The sequence below is a fragment of the Pseudocoprococcus catus genome (assembly GCF_019734885.1).
In the GTDB taxonomy this organism is placed as follows: Bacteria; Bacillota; Clostridia; order Lachnospirales; family Lachnospiraceae; genus Coprococcus_A; species Coprococcus_A catus.
The window spans coordinates 71,807-93,142 of sequence record NZ_JAAXCM010000062.1; the positions used below are offsets into that span (position 1 = coordinate 71,807).

Annotated in this window: 18 protein-coding genes and 2 pseudogenes; 16 read left to right on the forward strand and 4 right to left on the reverse strand. The window is 35.5% G+C overall.

Annotated elements, in window-relative coordinates:
• Nucleotides 1-230: 230 nt before the first annotated feature.
• The 3 genes and pseudogenes from HED67_RS17600 to HED67_RS15620 all read right to left on the reverse strand — a co-directional run.
• Nucleotides 231-372 (reverse strand): annotated as a pseudogene (locus HED67_RS17600) (DUF6219 family protein); the annotation flags it as partial.
• A 119-nt stretch (nt 373-491) separates the two neighbouring features.
• Nucleotides 492-2,141 (reverse strand): relaxase/mobilization nuclease domain-containing protein, encoded by a 1,650-nt coding sequence (locus tag HED67_RS15615; RefSeq protein ID WP_004613331.1) that lies wholly within the window; start codon nt 2,139-2,141, stop codon nt 492-494.
• On the reverse strand, nt 2,128-2,505 hold the full coding sequence (locus tag HED67_RS15620) for a plasmid mobilization protein (protein ID WP_004613332.1): 378 nt from the start codon (nt 2,503-2,505) through the stop codon (nt 2,128-2,130). The genes HED67_RS15615 and HED67_RS15620 overlap by 14 nt, the downstream gene beginning before the upstream one ends.
• A gap of 345 nt (nt 2,506-2,850) precedes the next feature.
• Between HED67_RS15620 and HED67_RS15625 the strand changes: the two genes are divergently transcribed.
• The 15 genes from HED67_RS15625 (at nt 2,851) to HED67_RS15695 (ending at nt 18,924) form a co-directional block, all read left to right on the forward strand.
• A complete protein-coding gene (locus HED67_RS15625) occupies nt 2,851-3,552 on the forward strand; it encodes a response regulator transcription factor (RefSeq protein ID WP_096241059.1) in 702 nt (233 codons plus the stop codon).
• A 2-nt stretch (nt 3,553-3,554) separates the two neighbouring features.
• Nucleotides 3,555-4,484 (forward strand): sensor histidine kinase, encoded by a 930-nt coding sequence (locus tag HED67_RS15630; protein ID WP_179966606.1) that lies wholly within the window; start codon nt 3,555-3,557, stop codon nt 4,482-4,484.
• Nucleotides 4,485-4,601: 117 nt separating this feature from the next.
• Nucleotides 4,602-5,363: an ABC transporter permease gene (locus HED67_RS15635; RefSeq protein WP_179966607.1), complete on the forward strand. Its 762-nt coding sequence runs from the start codon at nt 4,602-4,604 to the stop codon at nt 5,361-5,363.
• 49 nt (nt 5,364-5,412) lie between these two features.
• The gene (locus tag HED67_RS15640; protein WP_096241057.1) at nt 5,413-6,336 is read left to right on the forward strand and encodes an ABC transporter ATP-binding protein; all 924 of its coding nucleotides are present in this window, start codon (nt 5,413-5,415) and stop codon (nt 6,334-6,336) included.
• The gene (locus HED67_RS15645) at nt 6,329-7,060 is read left to right on the forward strand and encodes an ABC transporter permease (RefSeq protein ID WP_096241056.1); all 732 of its coding nucleotides are present in this window, start codon (nt 6,329-6,331) and stop codon (nt 7,058-7,060) included. Before HED67_RS15640 ends, HED67_RS15645 begins: the two co-directional genes overlap by 8 nt.
• A gap of 14 nt (nt 7,061-7,074) precedes the next feature.
• The gene (locus HED67_RS15650) at nt 7,075-7,815 is read left to right on the forward strand and encodes an ABC transporter permease (protein WP_096241055.1); all 741 of its coding nucleotides are present in this window, start codon (nt 7,075-7,077) and stop codon (nt 7,813-7,815) included.
• Nucleotides 7,816-8,265: 450 nt separating this feature from the next.
• Entirely contained in the window at nt 8,266-8,496 is a 231-nt protein-coding gene (locus HED67_RS15655) for a plantaricin C family lantibiotic (RefSeq protein ID WP_096241054.1), read from the forward strand.
• Between the two features lie 152 nt (nt 8,497-8,648).
• Nucleotides 8,649-11,861: a type 2 lanthipeptide synthetase LanM family protein gene (locus HED67_RS15660; protein ID WP_096241053.1), complete on the forward strand. Its 3,213-nt coding sequence runs from the start codon at nt 8,649-8,651 to the stop codon at nt 11,859-11,861.
• Between the two features lie 63 nt (nt 11,862-11,924).
• The gene (locus HED67_RS15665) at nt 11,925-14,060 is read left to right on the forward strand and encodes a peptidase domain-containing ABC transporter (RefSeq protein WP_096241052.1); all 2,136 of its coding nucleotides are present in this window, start codon (nt 11,925-11,927) and stop codon (nt 14,058-14,060) included.
• A gap of 113 nt (nt 14,061-14,173) precedes the next feature.
• On the forward strand, nt 14,174-14,842 hold the full coding sequence (locus HED67_RS15670) for a DUF6973 domain-containing protein (protein WP_096241051.1): 669 nt from the start codon (nt 14,174-14,176) through the stop codon (nt 14,840-14,842).
• A gap of 146 nt (nt 14,843-14,988) precedes the next feature.
• Nucleotides 14,989-15,369: a helix-turn-helix domain-containing protein gene (locus tag HED67_RS15675; RefSeq protein WP_096241050.1), complete on the forward strand. Its 381-nt coding sequence runs from the start codon at nt 14,989-14,991 to the stop codon at nt 15,367-15,369.
• Nucleotides 15,347-16,075, forward strand: a complete 729-nt coding sequence (locus HED67_RS15680; protein WP_096241041.1) for a LytR/AlgR family response regulator transcription factor — start codon at nt 15,347-15,349, stop codon at nt 16,073-16,075. Before HED67_RS15675 ends, HED67_RS15680 begins: the two co-directional genes overlap by 23 nt.
• Nucleotides 16,062-17,357: a GHKL domain-containing protein gene (locus HED67_RS15685; protein WP_096241040.1), complete on the forward strand. Its 1,296-nt coding sequence runs from the start codon at nt 16,062-16,064 to the stop codon at nt 17,355-17,357. The genes HED67_RS15680 and HED67_RS15685 overlap by 14 nt, the downstream gene beginning before the upstream one ends.
• A gap of 114 nt (nt 17,358-17,471) precedes the next feature.
• The gene (locus tag HED67_RS15690) at nt 17,472-17,849 is read left to right on the forward strand and encodes a hypothetical protein (protein WP_138344554.1); all 378 of its coding nucleotides are present in this window, start codon (nt 17,472-17,474) and stop codon (nt 17,847-17,849) included.
• A gap of 130 nt (nt 17,850-17,979) precedes the next feature.
• Nucleotides 17,980-18,924, forward strand: coding sequence for a hypothetical protein (locus HED67_RS15695; protein WP_330656638.1), 945 nt, complete (start codon nt 17,980-17,982; stop codon nt 18,922-18,924).
• A gap of 123 nt (nt 18,925-19,047) precedes the next feature.
• On the opposite strand, the pseudogene HED67_RS15700 reads toward HED67_RS15695, so the two are convergent.
• Nucleotides 19,048-20,253: pseudogene (locus HED67_RS15700) on the reverse strand (IS256 family transposase).
• Between the two features lie 296 nt (nt 20,254-20,549).
• Here HED67_RS15700 and HED67_RS15705 point away from each other — a divergent pair.
• Nucleotides 20,550-21,299, forward strand: a complete 750-nt coding sequence (locus tag HED67_RS15705) for an IS4 family transposase (protein ID WP_096241045.1) — start codon at nt 20,550-20,552, stop codon at nt 21,297-21,299.
• Nucleotides 21,300-21,336 lie beyond the last annotated feature (37 nt).

A 21,336-nucleotide genomic window follows, 5' to 3' on the forward strand; every position in this document is an offset into this window, starting at 1 on the left:
GTATTGATTTATGAAATGAACTATGGTTGTGAGTTCTTTTTCAATAGGTATTTTCGTTATAACTGTTTGAGAATACCGGTACATTTACATAAGCAATGTATTTTATGTGAACTTTTTAATAGCATTTTTCTATTTCGCCACACATGGAGAAACTCCTTCTTTGATTATTCAGCAGATTCTTCGGAAACAGAGTCTTTCTTTTTTAAGGACTTTCCAGAAATCATTTTATGACCAGAATAGATAGCCATAATCATACAGAGAAGAGAGCTGTAAGCAAAATATTTATGAGCAGATTTCATATCTTGAGAAGCAGTAAAAAGTTCCGATCATGGATGCCAATGCACCGAGTGACCAATATTTATGTGCCTTCATTTTAATGATGTCTCCTGTGTTTTTCTATATCATACATCTTTTTAGGAAAGATGCAAACAGGAATTTATTCATTAGCATAGATTTGAAAATGATATTTGGGTGCTTGGAGATGAAAAGGTTTATAAATTCTGCTCTTTTTCAATCTGTTGCTCCTGCCCACGATTCTTCCCAAGAATCATATCAATATTCGCAGATACAGTGCGAAGCTCCCGTTCATAATCCTGGTGATTAGAAAAATCTTCACGCTGTCTATCCCTCAATTCAACAAGCCGGTCCTTTTCAGCATAGAGAGCTTTCATGGAAGGCAATTTATTCCCGCCAGATTTTTCTTTGAGTGTTCGTAGAGCTGTGTCATACAGGGAAAGTTCTGCTCGATGTTCTTCATAAAATTTTTTCTTGTTTCGGCTTGTACGATAATCAGCATACACATTTTTGTATGCCAGATATTGTCCGGTAAAATGAATCTGTTCATTCACTTCTTTGAGCTGTTGTTCAGTATCTTTTAAAGATTTTCTGGAAGCACTGGTCTGGTCTGATGCCTGATTGAGTGCTGCATGGAAATCATCAAGAGAATCATATCCATGCTCTTGTATGTAGGCAACAGTCTGAGCCATCTGCTTCAAATTGGTGAGCTTTACTTTTTGAGCATAGGCTTTGCTCTGCTGGGCTTTAATACAGGTTTGCAGATCTATTACAAGCCGGAGGTTTGATTTTATGAAAATGAATGGTGCAGGGATAGCAGAAGTATCAGAGAAAGGAACAGGTGGTAAATCTGTGGAAGTATTCGGAGCCTGCTGTTCCAGAATTTCTTCTTTCAGTTCTCTACGGGATTTCGTGTTTTCTTCAAATGCTTTCAAGAGAAAATCTTCTGTGTATCTGGTCCCAAGAGTTCTTTCAGTGATAAATTTTTTTCTGCCAGGGTGAAGATAGCTGTACCGGTTTCGACTGATCTTGAGGATGATGTGATATTTTTCGTCAAGGATTTTTGAAAATTCTTCTGGTGATCGGGCAATACTTGCAGCATCATCAATAGCGTCACGGAGAAATTGTTTTTCTGTCTGGTAACGAGTTTCTTTCGGTGTGATTCCATCTTCTTTCATTTTCAGATTCAGCTTATCTAATTTTTCCTGTCCCCGGCGTTGTGCCCAGTATTCTTTTTCGGTGATTTTTCTTTCAGCAGGAGTGAGCAGATCAACTTGGTGCAACCCTTCTTTTTTGCACATATCCATGACTTCCTGTTTTAGATGGGCAAGATAGGCAGCACTTAGATGATGCTTATAACCGGCTTTTGCTTCACAGTCAAATTCCATATAGGGTTCTTGTGGTATATCATATTTACGGAGACTGTTAATTACGATATGCACATGGATGTTTCCACTTTTGTTATGACCGTCGGTATGAGTACAGACTAAAGCCTGATGACCGGGAAAGTTTTTCTTTGCAAAAGTCAATCCGAGTTGCTGGGCACGTTCACCGGTCAATCCACATTCATCCCTGTCTTTTGGGTCGAAGCTGATGATATAGTGATGGGATTTTATTTCATTGAAGTTTTTGTTCTTGTGATAGTAGCTGTTCAGTTCCTGACATTCAGATGCAAAAGAGAATGGATCACAGTTCAGACCGTCCAGATAATATTCTTCTCTCAGTATCATATGCCCTTCTTCATCAAGAATCGGTTTTTGCGTATACTCGTTGTGCTGGAAGATAAGATACCGTTCCGATTCTCCATAGTCAGAGTTTTTGTTTGCGATATGTTTAATTACTGCCACGAAAATCACCTGCCATTTTCATCACTTCATATTTCATTTCATAAATATCCCGGAGAGACTTTCGGATTTCATTTCTCATTTCAGAAGAGAGGATTCCACCCTGATTAAAATATCGGGCAATCTGATTTAGGTTGCTGCCAATTTTACCAAACTCGCTAATAAGTTTTTTTATTTCGGGAAGATCTGCGGTAATTTCGTATTTGATGATGACTTTCTGGTTGACCAAGGCATTTCGGATAAAATCAGAAACCGTCATGCTGTTAGCCTTGGCTCTTTCTGCAAGAAGATCATATTCAGTTTCATTCATGCGTAAATGCACATCTTTAGTTTTTGCAAGAGTTTCCTCTTTCTTAGGTCTTGTCATTGATAACTTCCTTTCTTCGTGGTAGTGGTTTCATAAGAAAATCCAAATTTTGCGGCCTGCAGGGAAAGTAAGTGATGAAAAATTATCGCACTGTGACCATGTAAATGGAAACCAATATACATATCTGTGATTGTGGTCGAGGGTATGGGGAAACGAAATCCCCATCAAGTTGCAAGTCGCCAAGAACCCGGAAAGGGGTTATTGTGCTACATTGCGAAACTTGCTCTTCAATGCCAACAAGCTTAAATATATTTTTAGAAAAGATTATTGCATTGCTTTAATCTCAAAACTATAATTAAGAAATAGTAAGTATAAAACTGGACAATAGATGGAGGGTGAATAAAGATGGAACACATTTTGATTATAGATGATGATAAAGAATTGTGTACCTTGATGAAAAAATGTGTAGAGAAGGAAGGATGGTTTGCTATGGTCGCACATAATGGTCTTGAAGGACTGAAATTCTTAGATGAATATAGAGAAGGTTGTGTTTTGATTATTCTTGATGTGATGATGCCTGGTATAGATGGTTTTCAAGTGTTGCAGAAAATTAGAGAATCTAGTAATGTGCCAGTTTTAATGTTAACAGCAAAGGGTGATGAAGGAGACAAAGTTTTTGGTTTAAGATTGGGGGCAGACGATTATCTAACAAAGCCATTTAGTATTAGTGAACTGATGGCTCGTGTTAACTCGCTTGTACGTCGTTATACTACTTTGAATCAACAAGAGAGTCACAATCAAGATAAAATAGTATTGAAGGGAATGAGCATTAATAAGAGTAATCGGGAGGTTATAGTACAAAACAATCAAATAGAACTTACTGGGAAAGAGTTTGACTTGCTATTGTTTTTGGCAATGAATAAAGGAAAAGTGTATACAAAAAGGCAGATTTATTTACAGGTATGGTCAGATGAGTATGCTTTTGATGATAGCAATATTATGTCTTTTGTTAGTAAACTACGTAAAAAAATTGAACCTGATCCAGAACATCCTTTTTATATTCAAACAGTTCGAGGTGTGGGATATCGATTTAATAGTGAGGTATAAATATGGCTATAAATGTAAATGTGTATCTTATTGTGGGGCTCGGGTTTTCGATATTAATAATCTTATACTTAATTTGGCGGATGAGACGAGTACGACAGCAGCTTTCTTTTATTAAGGATGCTTTGCATGATATAAAAGATGGAAATTTAAATAGACGTATTGTGACAAGAGAAAATGATATGACAAAACAGATTTGTTATGATATTAATAGTATCGTAATTGATAGTCAATTAAGGATTATACAGCAAAGACAAGCAGAACAAGCATATAAGCGCCTTATGACGAGTCTTTCTCATGATGTAAAAACGCCGTTGACTTCCTTAGTGGGCTATTTGGAAGCAATTGAAAAGGGGATAGTTACTGGAACAGAACGAGATGAGTATATCCATGTAGCGTTAGATAAAGCTAATCGGTTGAAAGATTTTGTTACTATTTTGTTTGAATGGGTCAAATTGGATGCTAGAGAGCAAGTTTTTCATTTTGAAATATTGGATATTAATGAATTATCTAGAAATATTATTGCAGAATGGGTGCCAATTTTAGAAAATGCGGGGATTGAGTATGAAGTTGAGATACCAGAACGGGAATGCTTTCTACGGATTGATTCTAATAGCTATATGCGAATATTAAATAATCTACTAGAAAATATTATTACCCATAGTGGAGCAGATTATGTGTCTTTTAGAATTTTTGAAGATACACAACAAGTTAAGATTTTAGTTATGGATAATGGTAGAGGAATTTCGTCCGGTGATTTGCCATACATTTTTGAAAGGATGTACCAATGTGACCAATCACGTTCCGCTAAGGGAAATGGATTTGGCCTTTCTATCGTAAAAGAACTTGTTAGTGCTCACAAAGGGAAAATTTCAGTTAGTAGTACTCTTGAAAGGGGAACAGTATTTACAATCTTATTGCCTAAAATTTTGTAGTTGCATATAGATATCTATATTAAAAGCAAGATAAAAACAAGATTTCGGCAAGGTTATGGCAAGGTTGGTGTTTTATAATAGTAGTTATAAACATGAAAGGGGGAAAATGAAGTGACAATGATTGTAGTAGAACTTCAAAAATGGAAACGGAACAAAACAGTCTGGAGTATTTTTGCACTTACTTTTCTTTTAGGAATATTTGCGGTTAACCGTGCTTGTAGTATTTCTAGGAGCAGTCCTTTAATGGATCAGTTTAGCGATTTATATACCTTGGCATTCAAAAACCTCACTAGTTTATTCCTACCTATTGCGTTAGGAATGTTTGCTACTACGCTATTCTTCGATGAACAGAAGAACGACACGCTTAAAGAACTGTGGATTATTCCTATTTCAAAATCTCAGCTTTATTTTTCTAAAGTGGCAGTCATTATTTTAATGTCATTAATACTATGTGTGTTCACGTTTGCTATCTGCGTTGGCGGAGGTTTTATTGCGGGAGATTTCCCAGATTTTAATACCAGCACCGTATTACAATCTTTTGTACTATACTTATTGGGCGGGGGGCTTGTTCCTATTGCTATGTTGCCGATTGTATTTATGGCAACTTCTTCAAAAGGATATGGAATTCCTATCGGAGCAACGTTTCTTTATCTTGTTCCAGTGGTAATCGCACCAGCATATTTGATGGGGGCGCATCCGTTGGCAAGTGTTATGGGAATTTATTCGAGTTTATCACCGGTATCTGCAGATATGGTGCGAAGTTGGACACAAGGGGTAACAGTAACACTCTCTCCATCATTGTGTCTGATATCTATATTTACGGTAGGAATCGTGTTTACTATTCTATCGATAATTGTTTTACGTAAACGTTCCTATTAGAAACAGAAGAATTTTATAAATAGTAATTTTTTAAGAGAGAGGTATTATTATGAATAATTTTGTGATTGAAACGAAGCAGCTGACAAAGGTTTATGGAGAGCAGGACGTTGTAAAAGCGGTAAACATCCATGTGAAAAAGGGACGCATTTATGGTCTATTAGGGCGTAATGGAGCAGGGAAAACCACTATTATGAAAATGATTTTGGGATTGACTCCCATTACTTCTGGTAAGGTAGATGTATTTGGCCAAGATATCAAAGGTCGGGAAAAACAAGTCTTTCCGCGTATTGGTGCAATTATAGAAACACCTGGGTTTTATCCAAACTTGACCGGCACGGAAAATTTGGAAATTTTTGCAAAACTGCGAGGGACCGTGGGTCCCAATGCAGTAAAAAAAGCATTGGAAGTAGTGGGATTGCCCTATAAGGACAAAAAGTTATTTAGCAAATATTCTCTTGGCATGAAGCAGCGTCTTGGTATCGCCAATGCGATTCTTCACGATCCAGAATTGTTGATTTTGGACGAGCCGACCAACGGACTTGATCCCATTGGCATTGCAGAGATGAGAAATTTTATTAAAGAGCTGAGCGTGGAGCGTGGAAAAACTATTCTCATTTCCAGTCATATCTTATCTGAAATTGCACTTTTGGCAGATGATATTGGTATTATAGATCATGGACTTCTATTGGAAGAAAACAGCATGAAAGAATTGAAAAAGAAAAATAGAAAATATATTCTTCTACAAGTGTCTGACGTTTCAAAAGCGGCGTTGATTTTGGAACATCAGTTCCACCTGGTAGATTATTCTGTGCATGATGATCAGACACTTCGGATTTATGATACCTGTTTGGATATGGCGGAAATCAATAAAGCTCTTATAGTACAAGACATAGCTGTTATCAGTTCTCAGGTTTGTAATGACACACTGGAGGATTATTTCAAGAAAATCACGGGAGGAGAGGGAATTGCTTAAACTGATTCAGACGGAATTTTTGAAATTACACCGTAGGAAGTTTGTTTGGTTAATGTTACTTTCAGCATTTTTTATGCCATTTTTGGCACTATTCTATTTTCAACATATAGGTAAAATAGGAATAGTGCCAGTACAGTTTTATAAATGGACAGCATTTAGTTATACGCCATGGATCATATTACCAGTGGTCTTGGGAATTCTTTGCACCATGCTTATGTACGATGAAAACCAGCATGATATGCTCAAACAGCTTTGGATTGTGCCGGTTAGTCGTATGGAATATTTTTTTGGCAAATTTGTAATCGTGCTTAGTTACTCCATCTTATTTATGCTGATTACTGTTCTGGCTTCGATAGCAGCTGGTGTATTGACTGGATATATTGTTTTTGAATGGGACAGTACTTTGTATCTATTAAAAAAGTGTATTGAGATTGGTGGATTAACAGCCTTTGCTATTTTGCCAATTTTGGCAGTTGCTGCTTCCTCAAAAGGCTATATACTGCCAGTTTGTGTGACATTAGTGTATACTTTTCTGGGTTTTATTTTGTTAATGATAAATATGTATCTGCATCCGCTATCTAGCATGAATGTAATTGTTATGCGTGATATTCCGGGAGTTGTTTTTAATCAGGAATTGAATCTGCCAGCAGCTTTTTTATGTATTGGTTTGTGGGCTATTGCTTCTTCTGTATTTGCGAATCTGGCATTAGCTCGGAGAAAGTGAGGTAAGTAAATAGTATGAAAGCATTGATTTGGGCGGAACATAGGAAACTTCGTCGTTCAAAAATAGTTTGGATTGCTGTATTTGCAATAGTTATGGTAGCAGTTATTGTCTTTGCACAAGGACAGTTTTCATTTGGAGAGAAACGATATATAGAAGGTGTCGGATGGTTTATGACTGCAGCACAATCTTTAGCTACATTTTTTCTGCTCCCTGCAGTAATTGCATTATTGGGTAGTTATTTAATCTGCCGGGAAGAACAGGAAGATACGATGAAATCTTTGCACTTGATTCCAATAAATGAATCTAAAATGATGAGTGCAAAAATGGTAGTAACTTTACTATTAAGTTTGCTACTCTATTTGTTGTTATTTCTTATTACATTCTGTGTGGAGGCTGCATTTCATTTTCAAGAGCTATCTGTGGAAATGCTCTTGAGATTTTTGAAAATTTATGTGCTGGATGGTTTAGGAACTTTTTTTGCCCTTTCTCCAGTGATTGCATTGGTAGCGCGCATAAAAAAGGGATACTGGCTTGCGTTGATATTTGCTGAGATTTATTCTTTTGCAGGGTTGTTTACAAGTATGTCAAATGGGTTAAGAGTTTTTTATCCTATAACGGCGGTGTTTATAGTTTCCGGCTATTATGAAGCAACGACTTTACAGATAATAGAAAGTACTGTAATGTTGCTAATTTGTGGGTGCATATCGCTCATCATTCTGAAAGGATTAGGAGAAAAAAAGAATATTAAGAGATAAGGAGATGATATAGGGGAAAATAAATAGTAGAGCTATTGGAGTAGTATTTTATTTATAAAACTGCATTACAAGTGTATATGAAATTCGATCCGTAATGAGAATGGGCACATGGTACTCTTACCTTTGTGTCCTCTTTTTATATTAGTGCTATAAGAAGTGTATAGACATCACAAGTGATGACAATCTTGATTTTACTATCTATCCATTAAAATTAAGATTATATAGTCATGTGTAAAATACTTTCGAGGTTATTATTAGTGCCAATTTCCATTTTGGAAAGTTCGTTTATCAAAAATTAAGTAATAACTAAGAAGATAACATTTTTTAGAAAAAATGACATGTAGAGTCGATAAAATTCCATAAAAATAAAAACTAAGAAATTTGATGTATAATAAGAACATAGTCAGTTACAGAGCTGACTAAATACATACTGAGAAAGGAGAAAGCAATATGAGTAGGAACGTAAAAAACTGGAAACTTCCTGTATATGAAATGAACGAGGTAGAAAGTTCAAATCCAGCAGGTAATTCCTTTCAGGAATTAAAAGAAATGGAATTAGAAGATTATACAGGAGCTGGAACAGCAAATACGCATTGTAACTGCTATTCGGAAGATGCATCTTGCGGTAGACTTTGCACTGGTACGGCAGAATGCCCGATTATGACAATCATTTGCTGCTAAAGTAATAGGGATGCCTTAAAACCTAAGGCATCCTTATTTTATTTAAGAACAGTTTAGAATTGAATTATATTATAAAAGCACAATAAATAGAAATACTTAATATTTTTAATAGATGTATGATATGTGAAATATATTGTAGTAGGAGGTAGTAAATGTTAGAAAAATTTTTAAAAGGAACATACTCTTTTGAGCGTCAACTTGGCAAAAATATTGTTTTTTCGAAAGATGAAATTGCAATAATTCATAAGAGAAAAGCATTTTGGGAAAAATTAGTTCATATAGAAAACCTTATTAATCTTCCATATTTTTCTCAAATAAATCAATCAGAATTAAACATGTTGTTAGGTGAGAAAGGATTTGAAGCTAAAGAAAACGATGACCTTAAAGAATGGGAAGCAATGGATCAGGCAATAAGAAATAAGAAATACGGTAGTGTTGATTTACCTAAATTTAAATGGATCAATCCAACAACTCAAAAAGCAGAAGATGACACGCCATTTATTAATTTTTTTATTCCTTTTATAAAGTATGCAAAAGGAAGATTGGATGAACAGATAAACAAATGTGGAACAAGGTATTTAGTAAATGACAATTTACAGAAAGATATGGTAAAAATATTGATTGGACATTTATATAAATTATGTATCCGTGTTTTAATATTGGAGTTGAATGTATGTAGAGAGGAGAATCAGCTACAAGGGGAAAATGCAACTGAAAGAATGGAGTTTTATTCAAATGTAATTTTGAAAGACGAACAATATTGGGAAGGATTATTAGTTGAGTATCCTGTAATGTACAGACTTATTTCTAAAGGAGTAAATAACTGGATAAACAATATGTGCGATCTTTTAACTAGATTTTCTGCTGATCAAAATTATTTGTGTTCTATCTTTCGTGACAATTCACGCTCGTTTTCTATAATAAAGCTAGATGGTGATATGTCGGATGCACATAATGGTGGTAAAACAGTTTTCAAGTTGACGCTTAGTAATAATAAAACCATTGTTTATAAGCCACGAAGTTTAAAATTGGATAGATACTTTAATGAAGTATTGGAATGGTATAATTCACAATGTGTCAAATATCCTATTTATCAACCTAAGATTATTGATAGGGAGACATATGGTTGGATGGAATTTATTGAAAACAAAAAATGTCAAAAAGAAAGTGAGCTTGAAGAGTATTATTATAAAATAGGTGTGATGTTAGGTTTATTGTATTTGTTAAGAACTACAGATATTCATTACGAAAATATTATAGCTTTTTCGGCTAATCCAGTGTTGATTGATTTAGAAGCTCTTTTCCATAATAGATTTCATATTTTAGAACAAAATACGGCACCTGGTAAGATAACAGGAATAATTGAAGGATCTGTAAGAAATGTTGGTATTCTTCCAAATTTAACATGGCATAGTAAAAATCATGGTGGAGTAGATATAAGTGCATTGGGTGGTGATTCTAATCAGATTGTACCTATGGAGATGCCAGTAATTAAAGATTATTTATCAGATGAAATAAGAATAGAATATGATAAAGGAAGGCTTCATAGCTCAAATAATAGACCGATTTCTGATGATAAAAAAATAAATATATATAATTATAGATTATCAATAGAAGGTGGTTTTTTAGAAGCATATAGCACGATTAAAGAAAGCATGAATACTTTTAAACAGTTAGTAGAGATATTTAAGACAGTGAAAGTAAGGCAGATAATCAGATCTACACAGCAGTACTCCACATTATTAAATATAGGTACTCACCCAGATTATTTAAGAAGTGGATTGGATCGTGAGATGTTGTTTACAACGTTATATAAAGAAGGAAAATTTGAAAAAAAATATAATCTAGTTGCACCGTATGAAATTAAGGATTTATTAGATAATGATATTCCGTTTTTCGTAAATTATCCTGATGAAACTAAATTATTGCATTCTAGAGGGAAAATTGAAGGGGTGTATGAAGAAAGAGGAATTGATTTAGTAAAAGGGCAATTAGAAAATATGTCAGAAGAAAACTGTGAAATACAATTAAACTTTATAAGAATGTCACTGATGGATGAAGAAAAGTATACGGTAAACCCGGTTTTAGTAAGGAGACATGATAAAGATGAAAAGAGATTGCTTGAAATAGAGTGCTATAAGAAGGCAAAAGAAATTGGTGAAGAATTAGCTCGTACAGCAATATCTGGAAATAGTGCAGAGGATATAGGATGGATTATTACAAATGTAACAGGGGTAGAAGAAACTAATTGGAGTGTTGAGCCGTCAGGAATAGATTTATACAATGGCACACCTGGTATTTTACTTTTTATGGCAGCTTTGTATAAAATTACGAGAGAAGAAAAGTATTTAGAAATAACGAAGCGAGGCATGAATGGCATTATAAAAACTCTAGAAAAATGTTTGAGTATTAAAAATGAAATGGAGAAAGAAACTGTAATTGGCGCATATACAGGTGAAACTTCTAATTTATTTCCGTTAATTGTAATAGGGGACATTATAGGTGAAGATTATACAGAATTATGTTCTAAGATTTTGTCTAACACTATAAATGTTGTAGACAAAGATGAAAATTTTGATGTCGTTGCGGGTGCGGCTGGTTGCATTCTGCAAACATATAATGTAGTTGGTAGAAAAGGATTAGAAAAAAAATCCATAGAATTAATATCTAAATGCGCTGATTATTTAATTGTAAAAGCAACAAAAAAAGATGATATGATGATGTGGAAACCTCAAATAGCATCAAATGCTTTAGCGGGTTACTCGCATGGTGCTGCAGGTATTGCTTTAGCACTTATAAAAGCAGGAGAAATATTAGGTAAGATAGAGTATTTTATTGCAGCAGAAAAAGCCTTAAATTATGAGAGAAGTTTATATGTGGAGAAAGAGAAAAACTGGGCAGATATAAGAGCACTTGGTGGTGTTACAAATTATAGTCAAGGAATTATTCCTGCTACTTGGTGTCATGGAGCTCCGGGAATACTTATGAGTAGGATAATTATGTTAGAATATATAAAAGAAGAAAAAGCGATTAAGAAAATAAAAAAGGAAATAGAGGTATCGCTTGAAACGACAATTTTTAAAGGCTTTGGAAAGAGCCATTGTTTATGCCATGGAGATTTAGGGAATATTGATATTCTATTGCAAGCATCGAATTACTCTGATAAAGAAAAAATCAATAATGTGGTGTACTCATACTTAGATGCTAACATTTCCAAATTTAAATTAGGAAGGTATAAATGTGGACTTCCTGGTCAAAATAATACACCTAGTTTAATGATTGGATTAGCAGGAATTGGATATGAGTTTTTAAAAATTTATGATAGTTCATTGCCATCAGTATTGTCACTTAGTGTGGATAAATAGAATGAATTGCATTGGTGCTCATAAAGATAGCTTTATGAGCACATTGAATAAAGGAGGAAAAGGATGTTATATAAGAAAGTTCCTTTCATTCAACAAATGTCGGAATTAGACTGTGGAGCTGCTTGTTTGACTATGATATTGCATTATTACAACAATAGAGTTCCGCTTTTTGAAGTGAGTAGAAAATGTTCTTTTTCTAGAAATGGATTGACATTAAAGGGAATTATAGAAATTAGTATGTCTTATGGATTAGAGAGTAGGGCGTATAAATTATTCGATGACTATGGAATAAAAAATTTTAAAGAATATTTGCCAGCTATCTTATTAAATAAGAAGGGACATTATGTAGTGCTAGAGGAAATAAATAAAAGACATATTGTAATAGTAGATCCAGAAATTGGCAAACGGAAAATATCTGTGAATGAAAATTTACAAGATTACTTTGAAGCCATTGTTATTTTAAAGAAAACATCAGAATTTGTAGAAAAAAAACACTATATTAATAATGTTACATTGGCTATAAAGCAGAATATGGGTTCATTAAAAAAATTGTGGGGTAGTATAATTCTTTCATTTGCAATTGAAGTATGTAGTCTTATATTGCCTATATGTACTCAAATTATCATAGATGTAGCTATTGGAAGGGGAAATTATGATATTATATTACTTGTATTTTTACTTGGAATAGGAGCAGTTTTGCTTTATGGCGTATTAAGTTATTTGAAGAGTAATATAATTTTAAGTATGTCATATGACTTTTGGAAAAATTTTTCAGAGGATATTATCAAAAAATTATTTCACTTACCGATTAGTTATTTTGATATCCGCTCATCAGGAGATATTTCAAATAGAATTAACAACATAAATTTGATTAAAGACACTATGGCAAGAATAGGTAATTCTTTAATAATTAACTGTTTATCTATTTTAGTTTTTGGAATAGCTATGATGTGCATGTCAATTAGATTATCTTTAGTAATTTATGGTATTGCTATTTTTCAGGCTGTATTTTTTTATTTTTGCATGAAACATACACGACGGCTTATGCATGAAAATTTGGAGAGGCAAGAGGTTACATATACATATTTATTAGAAGTTTTAAAAAATATATTATTTATTAAAAGCTCAGATTCTAGTATTGATTCTATTAATCAGTGGAGGGAAATTTTTTCGCAACAGATGACAACTAGTTCGCACAAAGAAAAATTTTCAAATTTGTTTCAATGTATACTAATGGTATTAAAACTTACTCCGTCAATTTTATTGCTTGCTCTTGGAAGCTATGAAATTGCAGCAGAAAGATTATCATTGGGTGGTCTAATGGCGTTAGTATCTATTGGAAGTATGTTTATTAATCCTGTTTCAGCACTTGCAAATGATATGCAAGATATAGTGTATTTACGTTCTGTTTTAGAGAGACTTATGGAAATATATTATGCGGAGAAAGAAGAGAATATAAATAAGAAGGGAATTGAAAAAGAAATTCAAAGAATTCAACTTACAAATGTGAGCTTTAAATATTTTAAGTCAGGAGAAAATATTTTGAAGCGTATTAATATTTCTATTAAAAGAGGAGAAAAAATAGCGATAGTAGGAAAAACAGGCTGTGGGAAAAGCACATTGATTAAACTAATTTTAGGATTATATAAGCCAACGGAAGGACAACTTATGATTGATGGAAATAAAATTACAGAGTTGGATGTTAATGATTATAGGAAACATATCGGTATTACTATGCAGGAGGCTTATTTTTTTGATGATACAATTGAAAAAAATATTGATATTTCAAAAAAATGTGAAAAAATGCAAATACAAAAAGCTGCTCAGATGGCAAGACTGGATCAGGATATAAGTTGTATGGAAAAAGGATATGAAACTAGAATAGGAGAAAATGGAAAAAATTTATCAGGTGGACAAAGACAACGGCTTTCTATAGCTAGAGCATTAGTGAAGAATCCGGATATTATTATTTTTGATGAAGGAACCGGCCAGTTAGATGCAATAACTGAAAAAGAGATTTATAAAGAACTAAAAAATAATAATATAACACAAATTATTGTAACTCATCGCCTTTCTACTATAAAAGATGCAGATTACATATATTTAATAGAACAAGGGGAGATAGTGGAACAAGGAATGCACAAAGATTTAATTGAAACTGAGGGTATGTATGCAAAGATGTGGAAAGAACAAAATTAAACAATAATATTGAAAATATAAGAAAAAATTACTCAGTCGGTCGATTTTATTACATGTTTTTTATTAATAATATTTTAAGAGTATAATAAAAATTGTAAGGAGGACAAGAAAAAATGAAAAAAAATAGCTTTTTAATTTTAGGATTGACGCTTGTGCTATGCACTGCTACACCTTTCTCTGTTTATGCGCAAGATATAAATGGAGATGATTTGGTGATGATGCAAGAAACAGACTTTGAAAAAATGATTGCAGAGATTTTATCGATAAAATCTGAAAATCCAGAACTTACAGAAGATGAAGTGTTGAAAATTATGGATGAACAGGAGTTCGGAGATAAGAGAGATATAAGAGGAATTACAGATATTTGGAACTCTCTTACTGAATCAGAAAAAAGGTTGTGTATTCGTTATCCATTTGATGCACTTAAGGTTAATACTGCAAGAAAAATTGCAACTGAACAGACGGAGAGAAAGTTTGGATATAGTGGATTAGGAGATAGAAGTGATGCTTTTAGACATGGTATTTGGAATGCGGAAATGAGTATTTTGCTCGGTAGTAAAAAAGCAGAGTTATTTGCTACTGCACATGAAGATAAAGATGTTTCTGGAGATGAATCCGATGGCTTCCCTAAAATAGCTCATAAAGAAATGGATTTACATAATAATGAAGTGGGGAGATATATAGGAGAAGAAAATGGAAATGCTTCCGAAGATGAACTTGCAGATATAATTTATTCGAATATTTATTCAGAGTCTACTCAATTTGTATGGTTGCATGATTAATAAAAATAGTAAGATAATCAATGGAATGTCCTTGTTTGTCTTACTATTTTTTAGTATTGCGTAATTAAATACTCCTATTATTTGTATCAAGAAAATGTGAAAAGGGTAGCATGGTAGTATCACGTATATTTAAGGAGTAAACGATTATGGAAAGCCGGATTAAAATGCTTCGGGAAAAAAGGGGCTTGATACAGGAGCTTCTAGCAGTAGAGATAGGAGTAACACAGCAAATGCTCAGCAAATATGAAAAGGATATTACCATCATAAAAGTAGATGTCTTAAAAAGGATAGCAGAATATTTTAATGTAACAACAGATTACCTGCTTGGGCTGTCTGACATGAAGCGGGATCTGTCCGGTCAGATCAAGATGAATGAAACATTGGATGAGTATTATGACCTGATAGAAGTGTACAGAAGAATGGATGGGTATGACAGGGAAATGGTATGGTCGATCATGCAGACTGTTGGAAAAACTGCAGAGAAAAGAAAGCAGGGTGTGGGAAATGATAAAAGTAGCGATCTGTGATGACGATATTGCGACAACCGGAAAGATAGAGGATATGTTGTGCCGCATAGCAAAGAGAAACTTTATTCCGATAGAAACAGAAGTGTTCTGGGAAGGAGAGCATCTGTCAGAGGCAGTAGAGAGTATGAACAACTTTGATGTTATCTTCCTGGATATCGAGATGGGGCAGGCTGATGGGATCACAGTGGCACGGAAAATCCGGGAGACAGATAAAAATGTCCTGATCATCTACGTCACGAGCCATGAAAGCTATATGCAGGAGTCATTTTCCGTAAGACCATTCCGTTTTTTGGTAAAACCCGTAGAAGAAAAACAGATAGCGGGTTGTCTGGAGGCGGCATATGAAGAAATCAGCAGCGCCGACAGTTATTTCCGGTACAGCTACCAGAGGCTGAACTGCAAAATACCGGTGAGGGATATCCTTTATTTTGAAAGCAAGAGAAGAAAAGTGTACATAGTTACAGAAAAAGAGACCTTTGAATTTTATGGAAAACTGAATGAGATTGAGGAAAGCCTGAGAGCCAGCAAGGGCATTTTCCTCCGGATACACCAGTCTTTCCTGATAAACTATAAACACATAAAAGGACTGGCATACGATTTTGCCGTAATGGATAATGAGGAAAGGCTCTCAATCAGTGAAGACCGCCGGAAACTGATCAGTAAGCAATACTGTGCGATGGAGGATACGTTTTATGTCGGCATGTAAGTGGATGGCAGATATGCTGCTGACGATGTTTACAGTATATCTCTTTTTCCTTTATTTTGGGATGTTTTTTGAAAGGAGAAAAAAGAATATCCGTGTATTGCTTGGGGTTATCGTGCTTGTACTCTGGCAGGTAGGAATCCCGGAGGTTATCAATGAACTTCCGAAAGCATGGAACATAGGGACAACAGTAGGGCTTGCCCTGTTCGTTGTGGCAAATGTATTTGAAGGAAAGGCATGGATGAAAAGCTTTTTTGCGGTTACATTTGCAGCCATCTGGATGCTCGCGGAAATGCTGATTGGCAGCGTGCTGATGATTTATGGGGAAAGCATCGTGGAAAGGCAGATTTTTGGTGCGTTTGCTTCAAGGTTCCTGTTCTTCCTGATCATCCTGGCTTTAAGGAAAGTATTTACAAATGAAAAGGTTACGGGTCTGCCGACGGGGTACAGCATCCTGATCATATTTATCCCGACTGGGAGCATATATATCATGAACGCAGTGTTTGTACTGGCTTACAGGACTGACTGGGAATATGCCGAGGGGTATTCTCTTGTTTCCGGTCTGATACTGCTGTTTATCAATGTGCTGATTTTTTATATTTATATACGGCTGGCAGATGATTTACGGATACGGCGGATGAATCTGGTGTATGAACAGCAGCTAGACCTTTGTGCGAGGCACCAGGAAGAGAGGGAACTGTCCGTGCTGCAGATGAGGGATGTGCGGCATGGTATGAGAAACCATCTCCTGTCGATCCTTGCATATGCAGAGAGAGGGGAGAGGGAGAAGCTTATCCAGTTTGTAACCGATATAATAGAGGATGGCAGGCTGAGACCGTCCGAAGAGATCAATACCGGGAATATCGTGACAGATTCCCTGGTAGGATACTGGAAGAAAAAAGCAGAAGATGCGGGGATAGAATTTCTGACGGATCTCAGCATCCCGATGGAGATGCCGTTCCGGGGAGCGGATATAAGCCTGATCATGGGAAACCTGTTGGAAAATGCAGTGGAAGGCGCCGGGAGGGCAGAAGGCCGGAAGTACATACGGCTAAAGATGAAATATGACAAAAACAACCTGCTGATAACGATAGAGAACAGCTACCGGGGAAAGCTGGCGAAAGGGAAGGGGGAGGAACTGAGAACAACAAAAACGGATACAAGCAATCATGGGATCGGCCTGCCATCTGTCCGTAGGGCGGCGGATAAATATCAGGGGGTGTTGTCTGTTGACACCACAGAGCCGGGGCGGTTCCTTGCCAGGGTGGTGTTGTATGGAAGTTGAAAGTGTGGGTAAGGGAAAAGTTACATGAACACTCGATATTTTGACATTAAACAGCACAATGAGCGGAGAAGGTATATACTAATAAAATTATAGATTGTGGAAAGAGTGGCATAGGTGAGAATATTATTGTTTAGTGATAGCAGAAGAGCATTTGAAAAGACTAATGAAATTATTCAAAGTAAATTTGAACTAATGTGGTATAAGTATGATGACCTGCAAAAAGGTCAATATCCTTTGGCAGATGTTGTCATTATACATTTTGATAAGGATAGAATTCAAGATGCGACTATGCCGATAATAAGAATAAAAGGCAGGTTGGGTACACATGTTTCTATTCTAGTAATAATGAATGGAACACCACAGGAAATTTATTCTGTACTGAAAGTAGGCGCATATGATTATATAACTAATATAGATGACATGCAAGAATATAAGCAGAAATTAGAGGATATTGTTTTATGGAACAGGTATCAGAGATACATAGATTTTTGATAAATTGTATTTGTGAAAAGTATATAAAGATGGCTTTTTTTTTGTGGATATGTTAAAATAAAACAAGAATGATGAGTGAGGATTGTACTGGATGAGAATAGAAAGCATATTGTCAAAGAATATTGATGCAATGGGAGATAAAGCGGCATATGATGCGGCCTGCAAGCGCTTGTTGGCAAACAAAGTGATACTTGCCTGGATTATGAAAGAATGTTTGGAAGAATATAGAAATTGTAATATACAGGAAATAGTTTCTCGATACATTGATGGAGAACCGGATATTGGACAAGTGCCTGTAAATGTAGATGAGCGATTATCTGGAGAACAAATAAGGAATGTATCTGTGGAAGATGCTTCTGTTTATGAAGGCACGGTTACCTATGATATTCGTTTTTGTGCGGAAGCTCCAGGAACGGAGAACAGAATCCAGTTAATAATCAATATTGAAGCGCAGAATGACTTTTATCCGGGTTATCCGATTATAAAACGTGGAATATATTATTGTAGCCGTATGATTTCATCACAGTATGGGACAGAATTTACTTCATCTCATTACGAAAATATAAAAAAGGTATATTCGATTTGGATTTGTATGAATCCTCCGCAATATAGAGAGAATACCATTACAGAGTATTATATTGCAGAAAAAAATCTGGTGGGAAATGTCAAAGAGAAGATTGAAAATTACGACTTATTAACTGCAATCATGATTTGTTTGGGAACTACGGATGATAATTCATCTGGTATATTGAAATTATTGGAAGTATTGCTTTCGACGGAGAGAGAAGTAGAAGAAAAAAAGAAGATTCTGCAGGAAGATTTTGCAATTGAGATGACAAAGACTTTGGAAAGCGAGGTGTCTACTATGTGCAATTTAAGTAAAGGTGTTGAGGAGAAAGGAATTGAAAAAGGAATTCTTTTTTCAATTAAAAGCCTTATGGAGACAATGGGATGGTCTGCAGAACAGGCGATGGGTGGTTTGAAGATTCCTGAGTCGGAAAGAGATAAATATATAACCGAACTGAAAAATGAGAGAGACTATGAAGAAAAGTCTGTAAATAAAAATCTTCTATGATAATGATTGAGCTGGAAACACTAAATTGGAGCTTCCAGCTCTTGTTTTATATATACGACATGCTTTCAGGCATGTCAAGAGCGGACGTCAAAAACGTCCTTCTCATCATGCATACAGATTCTGTTATTCTGGGAGTCTTCCCTCGTACATAATGCTGAGTTCACCGTAGACCCGTCCCCAGTTTCGAATGCTCATAGTCCATTTTTTTGTGGCTTCAAAAGTTGCCAGATACAGAGCTTTCAGGAGTGCTGTATCACTTGGAAATACGCTTCTCTGACGGTTGAGCTTACGGTAGGTAGAATTCAGACTTTCAATTGCATTGGTCGTGTAAATAACCTTTCTGACATCCGGTGAGAACTTGAAAATCGGCGTTATCGCATCCCAGTTATCATACCAGCGTTTCATAGAATTCGGGTATTTTGCGGTCCATTTTTCAGTAACACGATTCAGAGCCAGTCTAGCTTTCTCTTCATCTGAAGCATGGTAAATCGTTTTTAGGTCGGAAGCGAACGCTTTTCTGTCCTTATCCGGAACATATTTTAACGTGTTTCTTACCTGATGTACAATACATCTCTGATACTCTGTTTTGGGGAATGCAGCGGCAATTGCCTCTTTAATACCACTAAGACCGTCAGCGCAGATAATCAGGATATCCTTTACACCACGATTCTTCAGCTCATTCAGGACGGACAGCCAGTATTTTGAACTTTCATTATCACCGACAGTGATTGAAAGAACCTCTTTTTTCCCTTCTGTGTTGATGCCAAGAATGACGTAGGCAGCCAATTTTCTGATTACTCCATTATCTCGTACGGAATAATGGATGGCATCTATATAGAGGATTGGATATACTTCATCCAGCGGTCGATTTTGCCAGTCTTCAATCTGAGGCAGGATTTTATCTGTAACGTCTGAAATAAAGCCTTCTGATGTTTCAAAACCGTAGATATCTTCGATGGTTTCGGATATTTGCCGGGTCGTCATCCCTTTTGCATACATGGAAATAATCTTCTGATCGATATCAGAAATATCCTTCTGACGCTTCTTTACAACCTGTGGCTCAAATGTTGATTTACGGTCCTGTGGAACATCGATATCCATGCTGCCATAGCTGCTGTTTACACGCTTTGATTTATATCCATTGCGGTAATCATCGCTATCAGATCATTCAGATTTCTGGTAGCCAAGATGATCATCCATTTCTGCTTCCATCATCTCTTTGATGGTGCCGCCAAGCAGATCCTTAAGAGCATCCTGGATATCTTCAGCGGTTTCAATATCATACTCCTGAAGAAGTTGCTGAATGATGTTTCGCTTTCCCTCTGTCATTACTACTTTGTGTACAGGTTTCTTTTCTCTTCTTGCCATAATAAAAGGCCTCCTATGATTTATATTTTACCATAGAAGACCTTGCTGTTATTAGCTATTTACAGAAAAAGTTTCACACACTCAAATGAGAAACTGTAATTAATTACTCAACTTTCCCACCAGTAAACCTGGCATAAACAGTTGATTTTTCAACTAAAATTTTAAAATAATTGGTACCTTGACATAAAAACAGCACCTGATCTTTGATATAATAAGTTCACCACAAACAAATACTCAAAGGAAAAGGTGCTGAACTTATGATATACCAGAATGATAAAAATGAAAATACCCAAAATCAATTTTCCAATGCTTTAAAAGAACTTCAGATTGGAAAATTATTGCGAAACTCCAACATTACAAAATCCTGTGGCGTTTCAGCATATGAAGTATTTCAATTTTTACTCCTGCTTGTATTTCAGGGACGAAATCTCTTTCGTTTCCTGAACTCTAAACATAAAGACCAGGCCGTTTCAAAGAATACGTATTATCGTTTTCTTAATGAAACTTCCTATAACTGGAGCAGATTCCTTATGCTCCTTGCAGCTAAAGTTACTTCCAGATTTGATGCTCTTACCAGACCGGAACGGATAAAAGTACTGGTTCTGGATGATTCCGTAGTAAAGCGGAATCGGAGTAAATCTGTAGAATTGCTTGCACGTGTCTATGATCATGTAGAACATAGATTTCAGAAAGGATTTACCCTGCTTACACTGGGGTGGTCTGATGGTTACAGTTTTATCCCCGTTGGGTTTAATCTGCTTTCTTCTGCCAAAAAGAGCAATCGTTACAATGAAATATCTGAAAATATTGATCATCGTACAAACGGTTATAAGTTCCGTAAAGAAAGCATGATGAGTAAAACAGACGCCGCAGTTCTTCTTATCCAGAGAGCCTTACAATCCGGTATAAAGGCCGATTATCTTCTTATGGATACCTGGTTCACAACGGAACCTATGATCCGCTCTGTTATGGATACCGGGCTCGATGTGATCGGAATGGTCAAGTAGCTGAAACAGCGTTATACTTATAAGGACAAAAAATATA